We start from the raw sequence: 15,609 nt of genomic DNA on the forward strand, positions 1-15,609 counted from the left end.
CAACCGGGGATCTTGTTCCTGGGAGTGATGTGATGAATCAGCAAAAAATCCGCGTCATCCGTCTCTACGGAACCCTGGGCGCACGTTTTGGCCGGGTGCACAGGCTGGCGGTCAGCAATGCTTCGGAAGCGGTTAGAGCCTTGTGCATTCTGATTCCGGGGTTCGAGGCTTTCCTTATGGAGTCCAAGGACCGCGGACTGACCTACTCGCTGTTTCTTGGCCGCGACAACATCGGTCACGACCGTTTGAACGCACCCAGTGGCAACAGCGATATCCGCATTGCGCCGGTGGTGATCGGCAGCAAGCGTTCAGGTGGGCTGCAAACCATTATTGGAGTGGCCCTGGTGGTCGCCGCGTCGTACTTCTCCGGGGGCACGTTTGCCGCTGGTGGCACAACACTGATCGGCGGCACTGGCACCACGGGCTGGACCGTGGCCGCGCAGATGGGCATCGCCCTCGCCATGGGTGGGGTCATGCAGATGATGTCTCCGCAGCTCAAGGGACTGGGAGCCATGGACCGTCCCGACAATCGCGCCAGCTACAGTTTCAATGGCGCGGTCAACACCAGTGCCCAGGGCAATCCGGTGGGGTTGCTGTACGGTCAGTTGACCGTTGGCAGTTCGGTGATCAGCGCCGGGATCTATGCCCAGGACCAGCTCTGAATCCGGCTGGGTCCACCCTTTACTTGAAGCCCGCCTTGGCGGGTTTTTTATTGCCAGGAGAACCCCATGGGCTTGGCCGTAGAACGACAAAAGATGCAAACCGTGCTGCTGTCCGGTTCCCTGGCAAGGATGTTCGGACGTGAGCATCGTGTGGCCATTGCTGGTGGCTTCAAGGAGGTGATGGGGTACTTCCGTCAGTTCCCCGGCTTCGAGCGCTACATGCTGCAGAGCGCGGATAAAGGCTTGCGATTCGCGGTGTTCAATGGACGGCGCAATTTGTCCGAGACTGATATTCATCAGCCTCTTGGCAAAGAAGTGATTCGCATCGCCCCGGTCCTCAGCGGTTCGAAGCGTGCTGGTGGATTGCAGACCATTCTGGGCGCGGTGTTGATGGCCGTGGCTTATTACAACCCCTTTGGCTTCCTGACCGGGCCTGCTGCGTCGTTCCTGATGATGACGGGAGTCAGCATGGCCATGGGCGGTGTCATGCAAATGCTGGCTCCCTTGCCCAAGGGGCTTGCCGCCCAGGACAGCCCGGAAAGCCGCTCCAGCTATAGCTTTAACGGGCCAGTCAACACCAGCGCCCAGGGCAATCCGGTAGGCCTGCTTTACGGTCAGTTGACCATCGGCAGCGCCGTGATCAGTTCCGGCATCTACGCCGAAGATCAACTTTAACTCCTCCTGTCTTCAACCTGCCTGCCGTTGCGCGGGCCTTATTTCGCCTGAAGGAAAGCCATGACTGACCTTACTCTCGCTGGCAGCAAAGGCGGCGGCTCCAAGCCCCGTCCCTCCGTGGAGGCGCCAGACAGCCTGCAAAGCACGGCTTATGCTCGGATCCTCGATCTCGTCAGCGAGGGCGAGATTGTGGGCTTGAAGAATGGCAAGCGCTCGGTGTTTCTCAACGAGACGCCCCTGGCCAACGCCGATGGCAGCCTGAACTTCTCCGGGGTTACCCTCGAGACCCGCAGTGGCAGCCAGGACCAGACCTACATCCCGGGATTCCCGGCGGTGGAAAACGAGTCTTCGGTGGCGGTGGAGTTGCGCAGTGACCAGCCCTGGAGCAAGGCCATCACCAACCTGCAACTGTCGGCCGTGCGCATTCGCCTGGCGGTCTCGCGGCTGGCGCAGACCAACACCAGCAATGGCGACACCAACGGTTACACGGTGCGCTATGCGATCGATCTTTCCACCGATGGCAGTGCCTTCGTGGAAGTGCTGCAAGCAGCCTTCAGCGGCAAGACCTCGAGCAAGTACGAGCGCTCCCATCGCGTCGATCTGCCTGCCGCTACTGCTGGCTGGACGGTTCGTGTACGGCGCCTGACACCGAACTCCACCAGTGGTGCGATTGCCGACACCACCAGTGTCGAGTCCATCACCGATGTGATCGACGCCAAGTTGCGCTACCCCGGGTCGGCGATCATCGGCCTGCAATTCGATGCCTCACAGTTCCAGTCGATCCCCACCCGTTCCTTCGAACTGCAGGGGCGGATCATCCGCGTACCCAGCAACTACGACCCGCTGACCCGGGTTTACAGCGGCGTCTGGGATGGCACCTTCAAGTCGGCCTGGACCGACAACCCGGCCTGGATCTACTACGACCTGCTGCTGCACCAGCGTTATGGTTTGGGGCATCTGCTCAACGCTGCCCAAGTGGACAAGTGGGAGTTGTACCGCATCGGCCAGTACTGCGACCAACCGGTCTCCGACGGCAAAGGTGGCACTGAGCCACGCTTCACTTGCAACCTCTATCTATCCGTTCGCGCCGACGCCCTGAAAGTGCTGCAGGACCTGGCGACCACCTTCCGCGGCATGGCCTATTGGGGCGCAGGCTCGGTGATGGCCGTGGCCGATATGCCGGAAGACCCGGTGTACACCTACAGCAATGCCAACGTGGTCGACGGCAAGTTCGTCTACGGTGGCTCGGCGAAAAAGACCCGCTACAGCGTAGCGTTGGTCAGCTGGAACGATCCGGCGGATTTTTACCGGCAGAAGGTCCAGTACGTCGATGACCCGGAAGGCATTGCCCGCTACGGCGTGCAGCAGACCGAAATCACCGCTACCGGCTGCACCTCCCAGGCCCAGGCCCAGCGCATTGGTAAATGGGCGCTGCTGACCAACCGCCTGGAAACCGAAAGCGTGAGTTTCGCCGTGGGCCTGGATGGCACCCTCGCACGTCCTGGGCAGATCATCCGAGTGGCGGACAATGACAGGGCAGGGCGCCGGATTGGCGGTCGACTGCGTTCCGCGACCCTGGATACCCTGGTGCTCGATGCCGACGTGAAGGCCTATCCGGGGGACACCGTCACCCTGATCATGCCCACCGGCAAGGCCATCTCGCGGGTGATCAAATCGGTGGGTTATCCACTGACCTGGGACAGCACGGGGATTACCTGGGACAACGGTGACATCACCCTCGACACCACCGGGTTCCCAGCTGAAGTTCAACGTGTGGTACTGGACACGGATCTGGATGAGCTGCCGCCAGTACATTCGATGTGGGCGATCGACTCCTCGACTTTGGCCGTTCAGCAGTTTCGTGTGCTGTCAGTGGCTGAAGACTTCACCGATGACTCCATCAAGTACAGCATCAGTGCGGTCAAGCATGTGCCCAGCAAGTTTGACGCGATTGATAACGGCGCGCGGATTGAGCGACCGTCGGTGACGGTGATACCGCCGAGTGTGCAACTACCACCAACCGACGTTCGAGTGAGTAATGATCACTTTGTTGATCAAGGCAGCACAATCAATGTGATGACTATCGAGTGGAGCCGACCGGCCAATGCTATTGCGTTTGAAGCCTACTGGCGCAAGAACGATGGTGAGTGGGTGTTTGCAGGACGTACTGGGGGTAATTCCATCGAGGTGTCAGGCATCTATTCAGGCCGCTATGTTGCCAAAGTCAGAGCAATTAGTGCGTTGGATATCGGCTCGGTATATGCCGTTTCAGCGGAGACAGTTTTAACTGGAAAGATCACTCCACCTCCGGTTGTTTCGTCGTTGACTGCGCAATCTCTAGTCTTTGCCATCAAAGTCAAATGGACTATTTCTGATGACATTAGCGTTGCTGACCTGCAGCGAACAGAGATCTGGTATGGCAAGACTAACGATTTATCCAATGCGACCAAGTTTGGTGATTATGCATACCCACAAACTGATTTGACAATTATGGGTTTGGCAGCTGGGACGACATTCTTTTTTTGGGCCAGACTCGTAGACCGTATAGGTAATGTTGGCGCCTATTCAAAGGCGGTAATGGGCCAGTCCAGTAGTGATGCTGGACCGATTCTTGAGTATTTGAATGATCAGATCAGTGAAACTCAGCTCAGTAAAAACTTGCTTGAGAAAGTTGAAACGGGTGGTGGCTCTGCAATTCAGATAAAGGCTGTAAAAGACGAGTTGGCCGCCATGTACAGTATCAAGACTCAAATGACGGTAGATGGGCGACCTTACTTGGCCGGGATCGGTTTGGGGGTGGAGAATGACAAAGGGATTGTTACTAGTCAGGTGCTGATAGCTGCTAGTCGATTTGCGGTGGTTGATCCAAATGTGGACAAGGTTTTTTATCCGTTTGTTGTTCAGGATAATAAGGTGTTCATTGATAGTGCTTTTATAAGTAATGGCTCAATAACCAGTGCTCAGATAGGTGATTATATTCAATCGACTGACTACGTCTCAGGAGAAGTGGGGTGGCGGTTGGATAAAAGCGGGTCTATTGAGTTTAATGGGCCTGTTGCTGGTGGTGGTCGTCTGAGTATCAATAATCAACTACTGCAGATCTTTTATGGTGATGGCAGTCTTTGCCTGCGCGCTGGTATTTGGTCATGAGATTTAGTTGTATTTTTATAAGTTTTTTATGCGGCGTATCTTATGTCTACGGAGGTGGCTATGCCGAATGGAATCGAATTTTTCGACCGTAATGGGCGCCTAATGATGGATGGTTCTGGGCGTTACCCTCGTATAGTCGAAATTATTGATCTGTCCGTTGTTGGTACTCCAGGAAGTCGAAGTTATCCGGCTGTTGATCCCGAAACTCTCAACTACATACTTTATCAGGGTGGAAATAGAGCGCGTGTTGTAAGTGCTTCAGGTTCAACCTTGTATTGGGGGTTTGCTAATAATCTTGGTTATGGTGTTTTTGCTGGTAAACCTCTACTCGTTGTGGTGTCCGGATGAACGTCGGATTCGAAAGCTTCAATCAGAAAGGGTTCAAGATAATAGGTACTGATTATGCGAACCTTGTCCATTATGGAACCAGGACTCTTACAGTTTCTGGAGGTCAGTACTTAGTGACTGCCGCAGGGCAACGGATCTACTGGGATGCATATGCTGCTATTCCTAATGATGGTTCGGTCATTCGTTTTTATCGTGCGGATTTTCCAGTTGTAGAACAGGGAGGAGTTGTGCGTGCGCCTACAGGCAATATTGGTGGGTCTATTGTTTGCTACAGTTTTGGTCCAGTTGTGAAGTCAAATGCTGGAGAAGGTTTGGAAGTTTATGGTCCGTCCGGGGAATTGAAGTTTAATACTGCAAGGCCTTTCTTGAAGCTGGTCGGTGTCCATGCTGATAGTAGAGCTTCCCTGCTGGGGTTCAAGTATGGGTTTAGCTATCCGGCTCAAACTACCGGTTTAAAAGCACCCAAAGTTGCATGGTCCGTTGGTAATGCTCGCTATATTTATCTACAGCAGCAGTTTTCAAACGGCTCCACTGATTCGTTCGAGTATATTTTGGGTTGTAGAGTGGATGATGCGGGAGTCTATAGCAATTATGCCATGCAATACGGCGCGACCATTCGGCGCTCGGGTTGGAATGGTACTTATGATCATGTTCCTCCAACGGGTGCAATTCGTATATTGGTGGCGGATGTTTCGGGGCTGTAAATAAGGTGGCTTCCAATGATGTTGTATCAGGAGGTGGGGTCTGAATATTCAAAATTTGATTGCTCAGGTTGCTGGGTTTTGCCCTGGTCTGAAAGGTTTGGTGAGTGTTGCTGTTGGTTTGAGGGGGATTGAAAAACTTCCCCTGACTGATAAGCCGGCTGCTTATGTAAATCTTGTAGGGGATTTGGTTCGTCAAACTACCCGGCACCCCATAGTTCGAGAGCAATTTGAGGTGGTAGTTGTTCTGGATGCATTACAGGAGCGCCTAGTAACAGCCACCACTCAGCTATATGACCTGCGCGCCGAACTCTGGCGCGCCCTGGTCGGTTTCAAGCCCGGCGCCGAGTACAACCCCATCCAATACGACGGCGGCGAACTGGTATCGCTCGACGCCACCCGCTTGCTCTACCGCCTGCGCTTCTTCGCCGAGTTCCAGCTGGGTCGCAACTTGCCCAGCCAGCCGGCGGAGACCTGGCATGAGCGTGAACTTGACGGCTTACCGTCCTTGACCGGGGTCACGGTGCGGGTCGATGCCATCGATCCGGCGGACCCCAATTTGAAGAAACCAGGGCCCGATGGGCGCCTGGAGCTGACTTTTTCAGGAGAGCTGAAGCAATGAGCAAACGCATCACCGTGCTGCCGGTCGCCGGCCGCGCCGTACCGGACCCGGAAGCAGGCGATCTGCTGCCGATGGAAGGTCGTGAAGTGCCGGACAACGCCTGGTGGCGCCGGCGTCTGGCCGATGGCGATATCACTAGCAAGGCCGTGAAAGCGGCGAAATCTCAAGGAGCCAAATAATGGCGATCGGTTTCAGCAATATCCCGGCGGACCTCCGTGTTCCGCTGTTCTACGCCGAGATGGACAACTCGGCGGCCAATAGCGCGTCTTCGGCCATGCGCCGTCTGATCGTCGCCCAGGTCAATGACAACCAGGCCGGCGACGACCTCGGCAAGCTGGTGCTGGTGTCCAGCGTGGCCTTGGCCAAGAGCATCGGCGGGCAAGGTTCGATGCTCGCTTCGATGTACGAAACCTGGCGCAAGACCGACCCGGTGGGCGAGATCTGGTGCCTGCCGCTGCACAGCACCGAAGGCAGTGTGGCCAAGGCCGAGCTGAAGATCAGCGGTAGCGCCAGCGCCGCCGGCCTGCTCAATCTGTACGTCGGCGGGGTGCGGGTGCAGGCCTCCATCGTCAGTGGCGCCAGCGCCGCCCAGGCCGCCAGCGCCCTGGCTCTGAAGATCAACGCGGCGGTGGACCTGCCGGTGACTGCGACGGCGGTCGACGGCACCGTGACCCTGAGCGCCAAGTGGACCGGCGACAGCGGTAATGACATCAGCCTGCAACTCAATCGCCTGGGCAAGAGCAATGGCGAAGAAACCCCGGCGGGCCTGAGCCTGGTGCTGGGCAAGATGGCCGGCGGCACCGGCGTGCCGGATCAGGTCGCGGCCCTGGCGGCCCTGGGCGATGAGCCTTTCGAGTTCATCTGCATGCCCTGGACCGACACCGCCAGCCTGAATGCCTGGCAAGCGGTGATGGACGACAACACCGGTCGCTGGTCCTGGGCCAAGCAGCTGTTCGGCCATGTCTACAGCGCCAAGCGTGGCACCGTCGGCACCCTGGTGGCGGCCGGTCAGGCGCGCAACGATCAGCACATCACCATCCAGGCCCTGGAAACCGGCGTGCCCCAGCCGGTGTGGGTGCAGGCCGCGGCCCTGGCGGCTCGTACCTCGGTGTTCATCTCCGCCGACGCCAGCCGTCCGACCCAGAGCGGCAGCCTGCCGGGTATCGATCCGGCGCCGGCCAGCGAACGCTTCACTCTCACCGAGCGTCAGTCGCTGCTGAGCTACGGCATCGCCACCGCCTACTACGAAGGCGGCTACATGCGCATTCAGCGGGCGATCACCACCTACCAGAAGAACGCCTACGGCCAGGCCGACAACTCCTACCTGGACAGCGAAACCATGCACCAGTCGGCGTTCATCGTGCGCCGGTTGCAAAGCGTGATCACCAGCAAGTACGGGCGCCACAAGCTGGCCTCTGACGGCACCCGCTTCGGCGCCGGCCAGCCGATTGTCACCCCGAGCACCATTCGCGGCGAACTGATCGCCCAGTACGCCAAGCTGGAACTGGAAGGCCACGTGGAGAACGCCGAGCTGTTCGCCGAGCACCTGATCGTCGAGCGCGACGTGCAGGACCCGAGCCGGGTCAACGTGCTGTTCCCGCCGGACTACATCAACGGCCTGCGGGTGTTCGCGCTGCTCAACCAATTCCGTCTGCAGTACGACGCCGCGGCCTGAGCCGGACCTGCATCACTGCGCTTTTTCAGCCCGCCTTGAGCGGGCTTATTTTTTGGGAGAAACATCATGGGTCAACTGATTGCGGGCACCTGCTACGTCAAAGTGGACGGCGCTCAACTGACCATCAGCGGCGGCTGTGAAGCACCGCTGATGGCCGTCAAGCGGGAAACCGTGGTTCCGGGTTTCTACAAGGAAACCGACCTCACCCCGTCGTTCAAGGTCACCGCCCTGCACACCCCGGACTTTCCGCTCAAGCAACTGATCGAAGGCGTCGACATGACCGTCACCTGTGAGTTCGCCAACGGCAAGGTCTACGTGCTGGCCGGTGCCTACCTGGTGGACGAGCCTATTGCCAAGGGCGACGACGCCAGCATCGAGCTGAATTTCGAAGGGCAGAAGGGGACCTGGCAATGAGCAACACGGTGAAGCTGCAAGTGCCAATCGAAGCCCACGGCGAGCCCCTGAGCGAACTCACCCTGCGCCGCCCGACGGTGCAGGAAGTGCGGGCGATCAAGGCGCTGCCGTACAAGATCGACAAGAGCGAAGAAGTCAGCCTCGACATGGACGTCGCGGCCAAATACATCGCGGTCTGCGCCGGTATTCCACCGTCCTCGGTGAACCAGCTGGACCTGGTGGACCTCAACGCCTTGAGCTGGGCGGTGGCGAGTTTTTTCATGAGTGCGGCGTCGCAGCCATCGCCGACCTGATCGCTGTCGCCTATGACCTGGCCTGGTTCTGGAAGGTCGACCCCGAACAGATGATGGCCAGGCCACTGGATGTGCTCCGGGAATCCCTGGAGCACGCGCAACGGATCAATGCGATGCAGCAGGTGCAGTGATGGCGTATCGAAAAAGAAACAAGACCAAGGGACGGCGGCCCACGCAGACAAGACAGGCCAAACCGGCAGCACCTGTGCAGCAGGTCAAAGCCGAAACTGAGGTGGTCAAGCCTGCTGTGGCCGAGAGCGCAAGCAAGGCCGTCGACCCGGAGCTCACCGGCATTCGCCAAGTGGTGGGCAAGTTCAGGAAAAGCCTGGAAGAAAGTGGCCTAGGAGATCTCGATCTTTCAGGATTGTTCTCTGGGCAGGGCCTATTGACCCCCTTTGTTGCGGGCATGCAGTCAGCGATCAAGGCTGAGAACATCAAGGCTGTCACTGCTGCTGCAGTCAGGGGAGAGGCAAGTCCTGAGAACGAGCTAGGCAATACCGCGCAAAACCTCAAGTACTTCGATGAGGCGGTGCAAAGAATCACCCTCAATGTGGGGGTTGCACTGTTGCCGGCCATCAACAGCATTGTTGCGGGGCTTCAGCCCGTACTGACATCGGTCGGTCAATTTGTCGCTGATAACCCAGGGCTGGTGGAGGGGCTAGCGGCCGCCGCAATCGCCTTTACGGTGGCAGCTTCGGCGGCCACGGTCTTTGCCGCACTGTCCTCGCCTATAGGTTTGGCGATGCTGGCGATTGCTGCGGTAGCCGGTGTAGTGGTGGCCAATTGGAAGCCGGTTTCGCGGTTTTTCATCCAGCTGTGGGGGAAGATTTCACCCACGATCATGTCCATGGTCGGTCTTTTCAAGGAGGTGTTCGCCTGGACGCCCATTGGGCAATTGATTGCCAACTGGGGGCCGGTTAGCGCTTATCTGAGCGCCCTCTGGCAAGACTTCAGCGCCGGTACCGGGCGGGTGTACCAGGCGTTGAATCTGCTCTTTAACATGAGTGGGTTTGGGGTGTTGATCAGAAACCTGGAGCCGATCAGAGAGGCTGTCCAGGTGATTTTTCGCAGCCTGCGAGAGGTTTTCGAGTGGAGCCCGCTTGGCTTGATAAGCAGTAACTGGCAACCCGTGGTAGGCCTGTTTGCAGCGATCTGGGATTTGATCTGGGCGTTGTCGATCACGGCAAAGAACAACGTTGCCAGCCTGTTCAGTTGGTCACCCGGTGAGGGGATGAGAAAGGACCTCGACGGTTTGATCCAGTGGTTCTCTTCATTTCGTGAGCGGCTGGAAAAGGTCCTGGAGCCAATCCGCGAAAAGCTCAGAGCGACCTTTGGCAACTTGCTTGTCAGTGTCACCGGGAGCATCAATTCGCTGACCGAGAGAGTGGTGGAGCACAACAACTCGGCAAACCGGGGTGAGGACTCGCTGACCGATATACCTTCTCCGCTGCTGACCCCGGGCAATTTGCCGCAAAGCTCCAGTTCGCTGCTGCAACAGGCGGCGGCCAACAATCGCACTCGGCTTGAGGGCGGGCTGCTGCTGCGCTTTGAGAACGCACCTCCCGGCCTGCGTGCCGAACAGGCCAAGACCAATCAACCCGGCCTGAATGTGGCTTCGACCCTGGGCTATCGCTCACTTTCCCTAGGAGGTTCCAATGGCGGATAACTGGCGCGATCGTTTGTTGCCGGCATCCTTTCGCGGCGTGCCGTTCTGGGTCGATCAGGCGAAAACCCCGGTGGGCCAGAAAGGCCAGTTGCATGAGTACCCGCAGCGCGACCAGCCGTTTTTCGAGGGGCTGGGCCAGCAGGCGAAGATCCATGACCTGACGGCCTTTATCGTCGGTGCCGATTGCCTGGAGCAGCGCGACAGGCTGCTCAAGGCCCTGGAGGAGGGCAGTGGCGAGCTGGTGCACCCCTGGCTCGGGCGGATGCAGGTCAAGGTCGGCGAGTGCGAGATGACCCAGAGCCGCCAGGACGGCGGCCTGGTGACCTTCAGCCTGAAGTTCTACCCGGACCAGCCGCTGCGCTTTCCCGCGGCGGTGGTCAATACCCAGCAGCAGGTGCTGGTGGCCAGCGATACCTTGCTGGGCTCGGCGGTGCTGCGTTTCGAGTTTGCCACCAACCTGATCAAGCAGGCGCGGATCGGCGTGGATGCGCTGCGCAAGGGCTTGACCGAGGTGTACGCGGTCATCGAGCACGAATTCAAGCCGCTGATCGAGTTCTATGGCGACCTCAACACCCTGGTCAAGGCGGTCAAGGAAATACCCAAGGAGCTGAGCACGGAGTTCAAGGGCTTGCTGGAGGATGTGCGCGGGCTCAAGGATTTTGCCCGTACCGGCTATCGGCAGATGCTCGCCGATATTGCCCAGCAGGTGGAGGCGGCCCGGCGCATCGATGCGCCGAAGCTGACCACCGGCAAGGACACCACGGCGGCGGCCGAAGCGGTGGCCAACCTGGTGCAGGATGCGCTGCTGGTGCAGATCGCCCGCCTGGTGTCGGCGCTGCCGGTGGCCACTCCGGTGGTCAAGCTGAAGAACACGCCACCCCTGGCGCAGCAGGCCAGCCGGCCGGTGCAGCGCCTGGAAGTACCGGTGGCCGACGATGTGCTGGCCCTGCGCGACCAGTTCAATGAGCTGATCTGGCAAGCCTCGCTCAAGGCCGATGCGCTGCATTACCAGGCACTCAACAGCCTGCGTCAGCAGGTGCAGGGGCACCTCAATGCCGTGGCGTCCTCGGGGGTGCGGCTGGTCAGTCTCAGCCCCAAAAGCAGTATGCCGGCGCTGGTGCTGGCCTATCAGCGGTTTGCCGATGCCACGCGGGTCGGCGAAGTGGTGCAGCGCAACCGGGTGGCTCATCCGGGTTTTTTGCCGCCGGCCGACCTGCAAATCGCTCGGGAGTGACCCATGGACGAACTGGCAAATATCGTCACCCTGACGGTGGACGGGCTGGACTACAGTGGCTGGAAAAGCGTGGAGATCACGGCGGACCTGGAGCGCCAGTTCCGCACCTTCAGCCTCAACATCACCTGGCAATGGCCGGGGCAGGACGCGCAGGTGCGGATCCGCCCGGGCGCTCGCTGTCAGGTGCGCATCGGTTGCGATCTGGTGCTCACCGGGCATGTCTACAAGGCGCCGATCAGTTATGACGGCAAGCAGATCAGCCTGAGCATCCAGGGCGGTTCGCTGACCCAGGACCTGGTGGATTGCGCGGCCATCAACCGGCCGAGCCAGTGGCGCCAGCAGGACGTGCTGAGCATCGTCCGCGCCCTGGCCGCATCCTACGGGGTTGGGGTACGCAGCGAGATCGCCCCGACCGGCAAGCTGCACACCCACAGCATCGTGCCGGGGGAGACGGTGTTCGCCTCCATCGACCGCTTGCTGACCCTGTACCGGGTGTTCTCCACCGATGACGCCGACGGCAACCTGCTGCTGGCGGCACCGGGCAGCGGCGGGCGCGCCAGCGATGCCCTGGAGCTGGGCAAGAACATCCTCTCGGCCAATGCACCGATGGATTTTTCCGCGGTGTTTTCCGAGTACCGGGTGATCGGCCAGCACAAGGGCAGCGACCACAGCAGCGGAGCTGCGGTCAGCGAGGTGTATGGCCAGGCCAGCGATGCCCGTGTTTCGCGCAAGCGGGTCACGCTGATCAACGAAGCCGCGCAACTGAGCGCCGAGCTGGCTCAGCAGCGCGCGGACTGGGAGTGCGGCACCCGCACCGGCAAGGCCCTGACCACGACCTATCAGGTACAGGGCTGGCGCCAGAGCAACGGTGACTTGTGGAAACACAACACCCTGGTACGGGTGATCGACCCGGTGCTGGGGTTCGATCGGGACATGCTGATCTCCAAGGTCACCTGGTCACTGTCCGAGCAGGGTTCGATCACCACCCTGCAGGTGGCGCCGCCGCAGACCTTCGACGCCAACCCGAGCCCTGGCAAAACCTGAAACCCGCGCCCATCCGTAGGAGCCGGCTTGCCGGCGAAGGCATCCGGCGAAAAACCGCGCAACCCCTGTTCGCCGGCAAGCCGGCTCCTACCCTCCAAGGAGCTCAGCATGAGCCTACTGACACGCCTGTTGGCGCGGGGCACCGTGGTGCTCGCCAACTCGGCCAACAAACTGCAATCGCTGCAAATGCGCCTCACCGCCGGCGAGGTCAACGACGACATGGAGCATTTCGAGCCTTACGGCTTCACCAGCAATCCCCTGGCCGGCGCCGAGGGCATCGCCACCTTCCTCGGTGGCGACCGTTCCCACGCGGTGGTGCTGGTGGTGGCCGACCGGCGCTACCGGCTCAAGGCCCTGGCCGCCGGTGAAGTGGCGATCTACACCGACGAGGGCGACAAGATCCACTTCAAGCGCGGGCGGGTCATCGACATCGAAACCGCCACCTTGAATATCCGCGCCAGCAGCGGCGTCAACATCGACAGTCCGACCCTGAGCATGAGCGGCAAGATCGTCTCCCAGGGCGATCAGCTTGCCGCCGGCATCAGCCAGATCAACCACGTCCACAGCGGCGTGCAACCCGGTCCGGGCCAGACCGGCGTACCCGTGGGAGGTTAAGCATGTTCGCCACCTATGACCTGAAGAGCGCCCTGACCCGGGCCGTGGAAATCAGCCTGTTCACCTGGCGCCGCGCCGCCGATGACGATGCCCTGGACGACGATCAGCGCTACGGCTGGTGGGGCGACAGTTTTCCCAGCGTGGCCGACGACCGCATCGGTTCGCGGCTGTGGCTGCTGCGCCGGGTCAAGCTGACCCGGCAGACCCAGCTCGACGCCGAGTTCTATGCCCGCGAGGCCCTGCAATGGCTGATCGACGATGGCCATTGCAACGCTGTCGAGATTCTCAGCGAACGCCTCGATGCCCAGCGCCTGAACCTGCGTACGGTGCTGATCCTGGCCGATGGCGAACGCCTGGACCTCAACCCCATTCACAGTTGGCAGGTGACCTATGCCGTTTGAAACCCCTTCGCTGCCGGTGCTGATTCAGCGCACCCAAAGCGACCTGGCCAGCGATTCGCTGCGCCAGTCCGATGCCCAAGTGCTGGCCCGCACCCTGAGCGGGGCCGCCTTTGGCCTGTACGGCTACCTGGATTGGATCGCCGAGCAGATCCTTCCGGACAAGGCCGATGAGTCGACCCTGGAGCGCATCGCCGCCCTGCGCCTGAACCAGCCGCGCAAGGCCGCCCAGGCGGCCCGTGGCAGCGTCAGCTTCATGGCCGCGGCCGGTGCCGTGCTGGATGTCGACACCTTGCTGCAGAGCAGCGACGGTCGCAGCTACACAGTGACCGCCGCGCGCACCACCAGCGCCGGGCTCAATAGCACCACGATCCAGGCGGTCGATGGCGGGGCCCTGGGCAACGCCGATGCGGGCCTGGAATTGACCGCGGTGCAGCCGGTGCAAGGCATCGGCAACGCGTTCACCGTCCTGGCCCCGGGCCTGAGCGGTGGCGTGGCCCGGGAAAGCCTCGAATCCCTGCGCTCTCGGGTGATCCGCTCCTATCGGATCATTCCCCACGGCGGCTCGGCGGACGACTACGAAACCTGGGCCCTGGAATGCTCAGGGATCACCCGTGCCTGGTGCCGGCGCAACTACCTGGGGCCAGGCACGGTGGGACTGTTCGTCATGCGTGACGATGACCCGCAGCCGATCCCCAATGCCGAGCAACTGGCGCAGGTTCAGGCCTATATCGAGCCACTGCGCCCGGTCACTGCCGAGGTGCATGTACTGGCCCCGGTGATGCTGCCGGTGACCTACACGTTGCGCCTGACCCCCGACACCAGCGCGGTGCGCGCCGCCGTCGAGGACCAGCTGCGCGATCTGCACAGCCGCGAGGCCGGCCTGGGCCAGACCCTGTTGCTCAGCCATATCCGCGAAGCCATCAGCAGCGCCACCGGCGAACAGGATCACCGGCTGCTGGCGCCGCTGGCCGATGTGCCGGCGGCGAACAATCAGTTGCTGGTGTTCGGAGGTTGCCAATGGCAGCAATAAGAAGCGCCACCCAGTACCAGGATCAACTGCGCAGCCTGCTGCCCAGCGGCCCGGCCTGGGACCCGGAGCGGGTGCCGGAGCTTGAACGCGTGTTGCAGGGCATCTCCCGGGAGCTGGCGCGCATCGACGCCCGGGCCGTGGACCTGCAAAACGAAATGGACCCGGCCAGCGTCAGCGAACTGGTGACCGATTGGGAAAAGGTCATGAACCTGCCCGATCCCTGCCTGGGCCTGACTCCGCTGTTCGAAGACCGGCGCCTGGCCGTGCGCCGCCGCCTGTTGGCTGTGGGCAGCCAGCGCGCGGCCTACTTCGTCGAAATCGCCCGCAGCCAGGGCTACCCCAATGCCAGCGTCACCGAACTGAGCACCCCGCGCATGGGCCGCTCACGTTTTGGTCACGCGCATTTCGGCACCTGGCGGGCGAATTTCATGTGGACCCTCAATACCGGCGGCCGCCTGCAACTGGGCCGGCGTTTCGGCGCGAGCTATTGGGGCGAACGTTTTGGCATGAACCCGGGCAGTGCCCTGGAGTGCCTTATCCATCGCAGTACACCGGCGCATACCCAGGTGTACATCAACTATGACTAGAGAAGACAAGAACAAGTGGATTATCCGAAAAGTGTTCCCAGCGTAGGGCTGGTGAACGGCAAGTTTGTCGACGAGAACCCGGTCACGGGGCAAGTCGGCTCACTGATTTCCTCGCAATGGGGAAACGCGGTTACCGACGAATTGCTCAATGTGATTCGTGCGGGCGGCAAGCAGCCGGCCGAGGCCGAGCATGACCAATTGCTGGCGGCGATCAAGGCCATCGTCCGGGATTCGATACCGCCAGAGAAGATCCGCAGCACCTTGGCCGAGTACGGCATCACCGACGCCTATACCAAGTCGGTGACCTACACCAAGGCTGAGATCGAAGCGCTGCTGAAGAACATGTCGGCCCTGCCGGTGGGAGCCATGGTGCCGTTTCCCAAAGGGGCGGTGCCGGCGGGGTTCCTGGAGGTGGATGGCAGTGTGCAGAGCGCTGCGACCTATCCGGATCTGGCGGCGTATCTGGGGACTACGTTCAACACCGGGGGCGAG

The 15,609-nt window shown here is 60.5% G+C and carries 18 protein-coding genes; all 18 read left to right on the forward strand.

Annotated elements, in window-relative coordinates; genetic code table 11:
* The first annotated feature begins 32 nt into the window (after nt 1-32).
* Nucleotides 33-662: a tail assembly protein gene (locus DNK59_RS19965; protein WP_110724292.1), complete on the forward strand. Its 630-nt coding sequence runs from the start codon at nt 33-35 to the stop codon at nt 660-662.
* Between the two features lie 66 nt (nt 663-728).
* Nucleotides 729-1,337 carry a tail assembly protein gene (locus DNK59_RS19970; RefSeq protein ID WP_092320111.1) on the forward strand — a complete coding sequence of 203 codons (609 nt, stop codon included), beginning with the start codon at nt 729-731 and terminating at the stop codon, nt 1,335-1,337.
* A gap of 60 nt (nt 1,338-1,397) precedes the next feature.
* A complete protein-coding gene (locus DNK59_RS19975) occupies nt 1,398-4,487 on the forward strand; it encodes a host specificity protein J (protein WP_110724293.1) in 3,090 nt (1,029 codons plus the stop codon).
* A gap of 60 nt (nt 4,488-4,547) precedes the next feature.
* A complete protein-coding gene (locus DNK59_RS31680) occupies nt 4,548-4,835 on the forward strand; it encodes a hypothetical protein (RefSeq protein ID WP_146249917.1) in 288 nt (95 codons plus the stop codon).
* Nucleotides 4,832-5,539 (forward strand): hypothetical protein, encoded by a 708-nt coding sequence (locus DNK59_RS31685; RefSeq protein ID WP_146249918.1) that lies wholly within the window; start codon nt 4,832-4,834, stop codon nt 5,537-5,539. Before DNK59_RS31680 ends, DNK59_RS31685 begins: the two co-directional genes overlap by 4 nt.
* Nucleotides 5,540-5,579: 40 nt before the next feature.
* Entirely contained in the window at nt 5,580-6,158 is a 579-nt protein-coding gene (locus DNK59_RS19980) for a hypothetical protein (RefSeq protein WP_110724294.1), read from the forward strand.
* Nucleotides 6,155-6,337: a DUF2635 domain-containing protein gene (locus DNK59_RS19985; protein ID WP_110724295.1), complete on the forward strand. Its 183-nt coding sequence runs from the start codon at nt 6,155-6,157 to the stop codon at nt 6,335-6,337. The genes DNK59_RS19980 and DNK59_RS19985 overlap by 4 nt, the downstream gene beginning before the upstream one ends.
* Nucleotides 6,337-7,833: a phage tail sheath subtilisin-like domain-containing protein gene (locus DNK59_RS19990; RefSeq protein ID WP_110724296.1), complete on the forward strand. Its 1,497-nt coding sequence runs from the start codon at nt 6,337-6,339 to the stop codon at nt 7,831-7,833. Before DNK59_RS19985 ends, DNK59_RS19990 begins: the two co-directional genes overlap by 1 nt.
* Before the next feature lie 66 nt (nt 7,834-7,899).
* Nucleotides 7,900-8,247 carry a phage tail tube protein gene (locus tag DNK59_RS19995; protein WP_011059564.1) on the forward strand — a complete coding sequence of 116 codons (348 nt, stop codon included), beginning with the start codon at nt 7,900-7,902 and terminating at the stop codon, nt 8,245-8,247.
* The gene (locus DNK59_RS20000; protein ID WP_092320125.1) at nt 8,244-8,540 is read left to right on the forward strand and encodes a phage tail assembly protein; all 297 of its coding nucleotides are present in this window, start codon (nt 8,244-8,246) and stop codon (nt 8,538-8,540) included. The genes DNK59_RS19995 and DNK59_RS20000 overlap by 4 nt, the downstream gene beginning before the upstream one ends.
* Before the next feature lie 130 nt (nt 8,541-8,670).
* On the forward strand, nt 8,671-10,206 hold the full coding sequence (locus tag DNK59_RS20005) for a hypothetical protein (RefSeq protein ID WP_110724297.1): 1,536 nt from the start codon (nt 8,671-8,673) through the stop codon (nt 10,204-10,206).
* Nucleotides 10,196-11,440: a DNA circularization protein gene (locus tag DNK59_RS20010; RefSeq protein ID WP_110724298.1), complete on the forward strand. Its 1,245-nt coding sequence runs from the start codon at nt 10,196-10,198 to the stop codon at nt 11,438-11,440. Before DNK59_RS20005 ends, DNK59_RS20010 begins: the two co-directional genes overlap by 11 nt.
* A gap of 3 nt (nt 11,441-11,443) precedes the next feature.
* On the forward strand, nt 11,444-12,484 hold the full coding sequence (locus DNK59_RS20015) for a phage baseplate assembly protein (protein WP_110724299.1): 1,041 nt from the start codon (nt 11,444-11,446) through the stop codon (nt 12,482-12,484).
* 108 nt (nt 12,485-12,592) lie between these two features.
* Nucleotides 12,593-13,099: a phage baseplate assembly protein V gene (locus DNK59_RS20020; RefSeq protein WP_092320133.1), complete on the forward strand. Its 507-nt coding sequence runs from the start codon at nt 12,593-12,595 to the stop codon at nt 13,097-13,099.
* A 2-nt stretch (nt 13,100-13,101) separates the two neighbouring features.
* Nucleotides 13,102-13,500 carry a phage GP46 family protein gene (locus DNK59_RS20025; protein ID WP_092320135.1) on the forward strand — a complete coding sequence of 133 codons (399 nt, stop codon included), beginning with the start codon at nt 13,102-13,104 and terminating at the stop codon, nt 13,498-13,500.
* Nucleotides 13,490-14,530 carry a baseplate J/gp47 family protein gene (locus tag DNK59_RS20030; RefSeq protein ID WP_110724300.1) on the forward strand — a complete coding sequence of 347 codons (1,041 nt, stop codon included), beginning with the start codon at nt 13,490-13,492 and terminating at the stop codon, nt 14,528-14,530. Before DNK59_RS20025 ends, DNK59_RS20030 begins: the two co-directional genes overlap by 11 nt.
* On the forward strand, nt 14,518-15,117 hold the full coding sequence (locus tag DNK59_RS20035) for a YmfQ family protein (RefSeq protein ID WP_110724301.1): 600 nt from the start codon (nt 14,518-14,520) through the stop codon (nt 15,115-15,117). The genes DNK59_RS20030 and DNK59_RS20035 overlap by 13 nt, the downstream gene beginning before the upstream one ends.
* Nucleotides 15,118-15,132: 15 nt before the next feature.
* Nucleotides 15,133-15,609, forward strand: a 477-nt coding sequence (locus DNK59_RS20040) for a phage tail protein (protein WP_177431273.1), incomplete at its 3' end; no start/stop codon positions are given.

Origin of the sequence: Pseudomonas sp. TKO26 (assembly GCF_003225665.1) — a bacterium.
Classification (GTDB): domain Bacteria; phylum Pseudomonadota; class Gammaproteobacteria; order Pseudomonadales; family Pseudomonadaceae; genus Aquipseudomonas; species Aquipseudomonas saponiphila.

Coding starts and splice junctions, on each gene's coding strand:
- DNK59_RS19965 (WP_110724292.1), top strand. CDS start 33: ATGAATCAGCAAAAAATCCGCGTCATCCGTCTCTACGGAACCCTGGGC.
- DNK59_RS19970 (WP_092320111.1), top strand. CDS start 729: ATGGGCTTGGCCGTAGAACGACAAAAGATGCAAACCGTGCTGCTGTCC.
- DNK59_RS19975 (WP_110724293.1), top strand. CDS start 1,398: ATGACTGACCTTACTCTCGCTGGCAGCAAAGGCGGCGGCTCCAAGCCC.
- DNK59_RS31680 (WP_146249917.1), top strand. CDS start 4,548: ATGCCGAATGGAATCGAATTTTTCGACCGTAATGGGCGCCTAATGATG.
- DNK59_RS31685 (WP_146249918.1), top strand. CDS start 4,832: ATGAACGTCGGATTCGAAAGCTTCAATCAGAAAGGGTTCAAGATAATA.
- DNK59_RS19985 (WP_110724295.1), top strand. CDS start 6,155: ATGAGCAAACGCATCACCGTGCTGCCGGTCGCCGGCCGCGCCGTACCG.
- DNK59_RS19990 (WP_110724296.1), top strand. CDS start 6,337: ATGGCGATCGGTTTCAGCAATATCCCGGCGGACCTCCGTGTTCCGCTG.
- DNK59_RS19995 (WP_011059564.1), top strand. CDS start 7,900: ATGGGTCAACTGATTGCGGGCACCTGCTACGTCAAAGTGGACGGCGCT.
- DNK59_RS20000 (WP_092320125.1), top strand. CDS start 8,244: ATGAGCAACACGGTGAAGCTGCAAGTGCCAATCGAAGCCCACGGCGAG.
- DNK59_RS20005 (WP_110724297.1), top strand. CDS start 8,671: ATGGCGTATCGAAAAAGAAACAAGACCAAGGGACGGCGGCCCACGCAG.
- DNK59_RS20010 (WP_110724298.1), top strand. CDS start 10,196: ATGGCGGATAACTGGCGCGATCGTTTGTTGCCGGCATCCTTTCGCGGC.
- DNK59_RS20015 (WP_110724299.1), top strand. CDS start 11,444: ATGGACGAACTGGCAAATATCGTCACCCTGACGGTGGACGGGCTGGAC.
- DNK59_RS20020 (WP_092320133.1), top strand. CDS start 12,593: ATGAGCCTACTGACACGCCTGTTGGCGCGGGGCACCGTGGTGCTCGCC.
- DNK59_RS20025 (WP_092320135.1), top strand. CDS start 13,102: ATGTTCGCCACCTATGACCTGAAGAGCGCCCTGACCCGGGCCGTGGAA.
- DNK59_RS20030 (WP_110724300.1), top strand. CDS start 13,490: ATGCCGTTTGAAACCCCTTCGCTGCCGGTGCTGATTCAGCGCACCCAA.
- DNK59_RS20035 (WP_110724301.1), top strand. CDS start 14,518: ATGGCAGCAATAAGAAGCGCCACCCAGTACCAGGATCAACTGCGCAGC.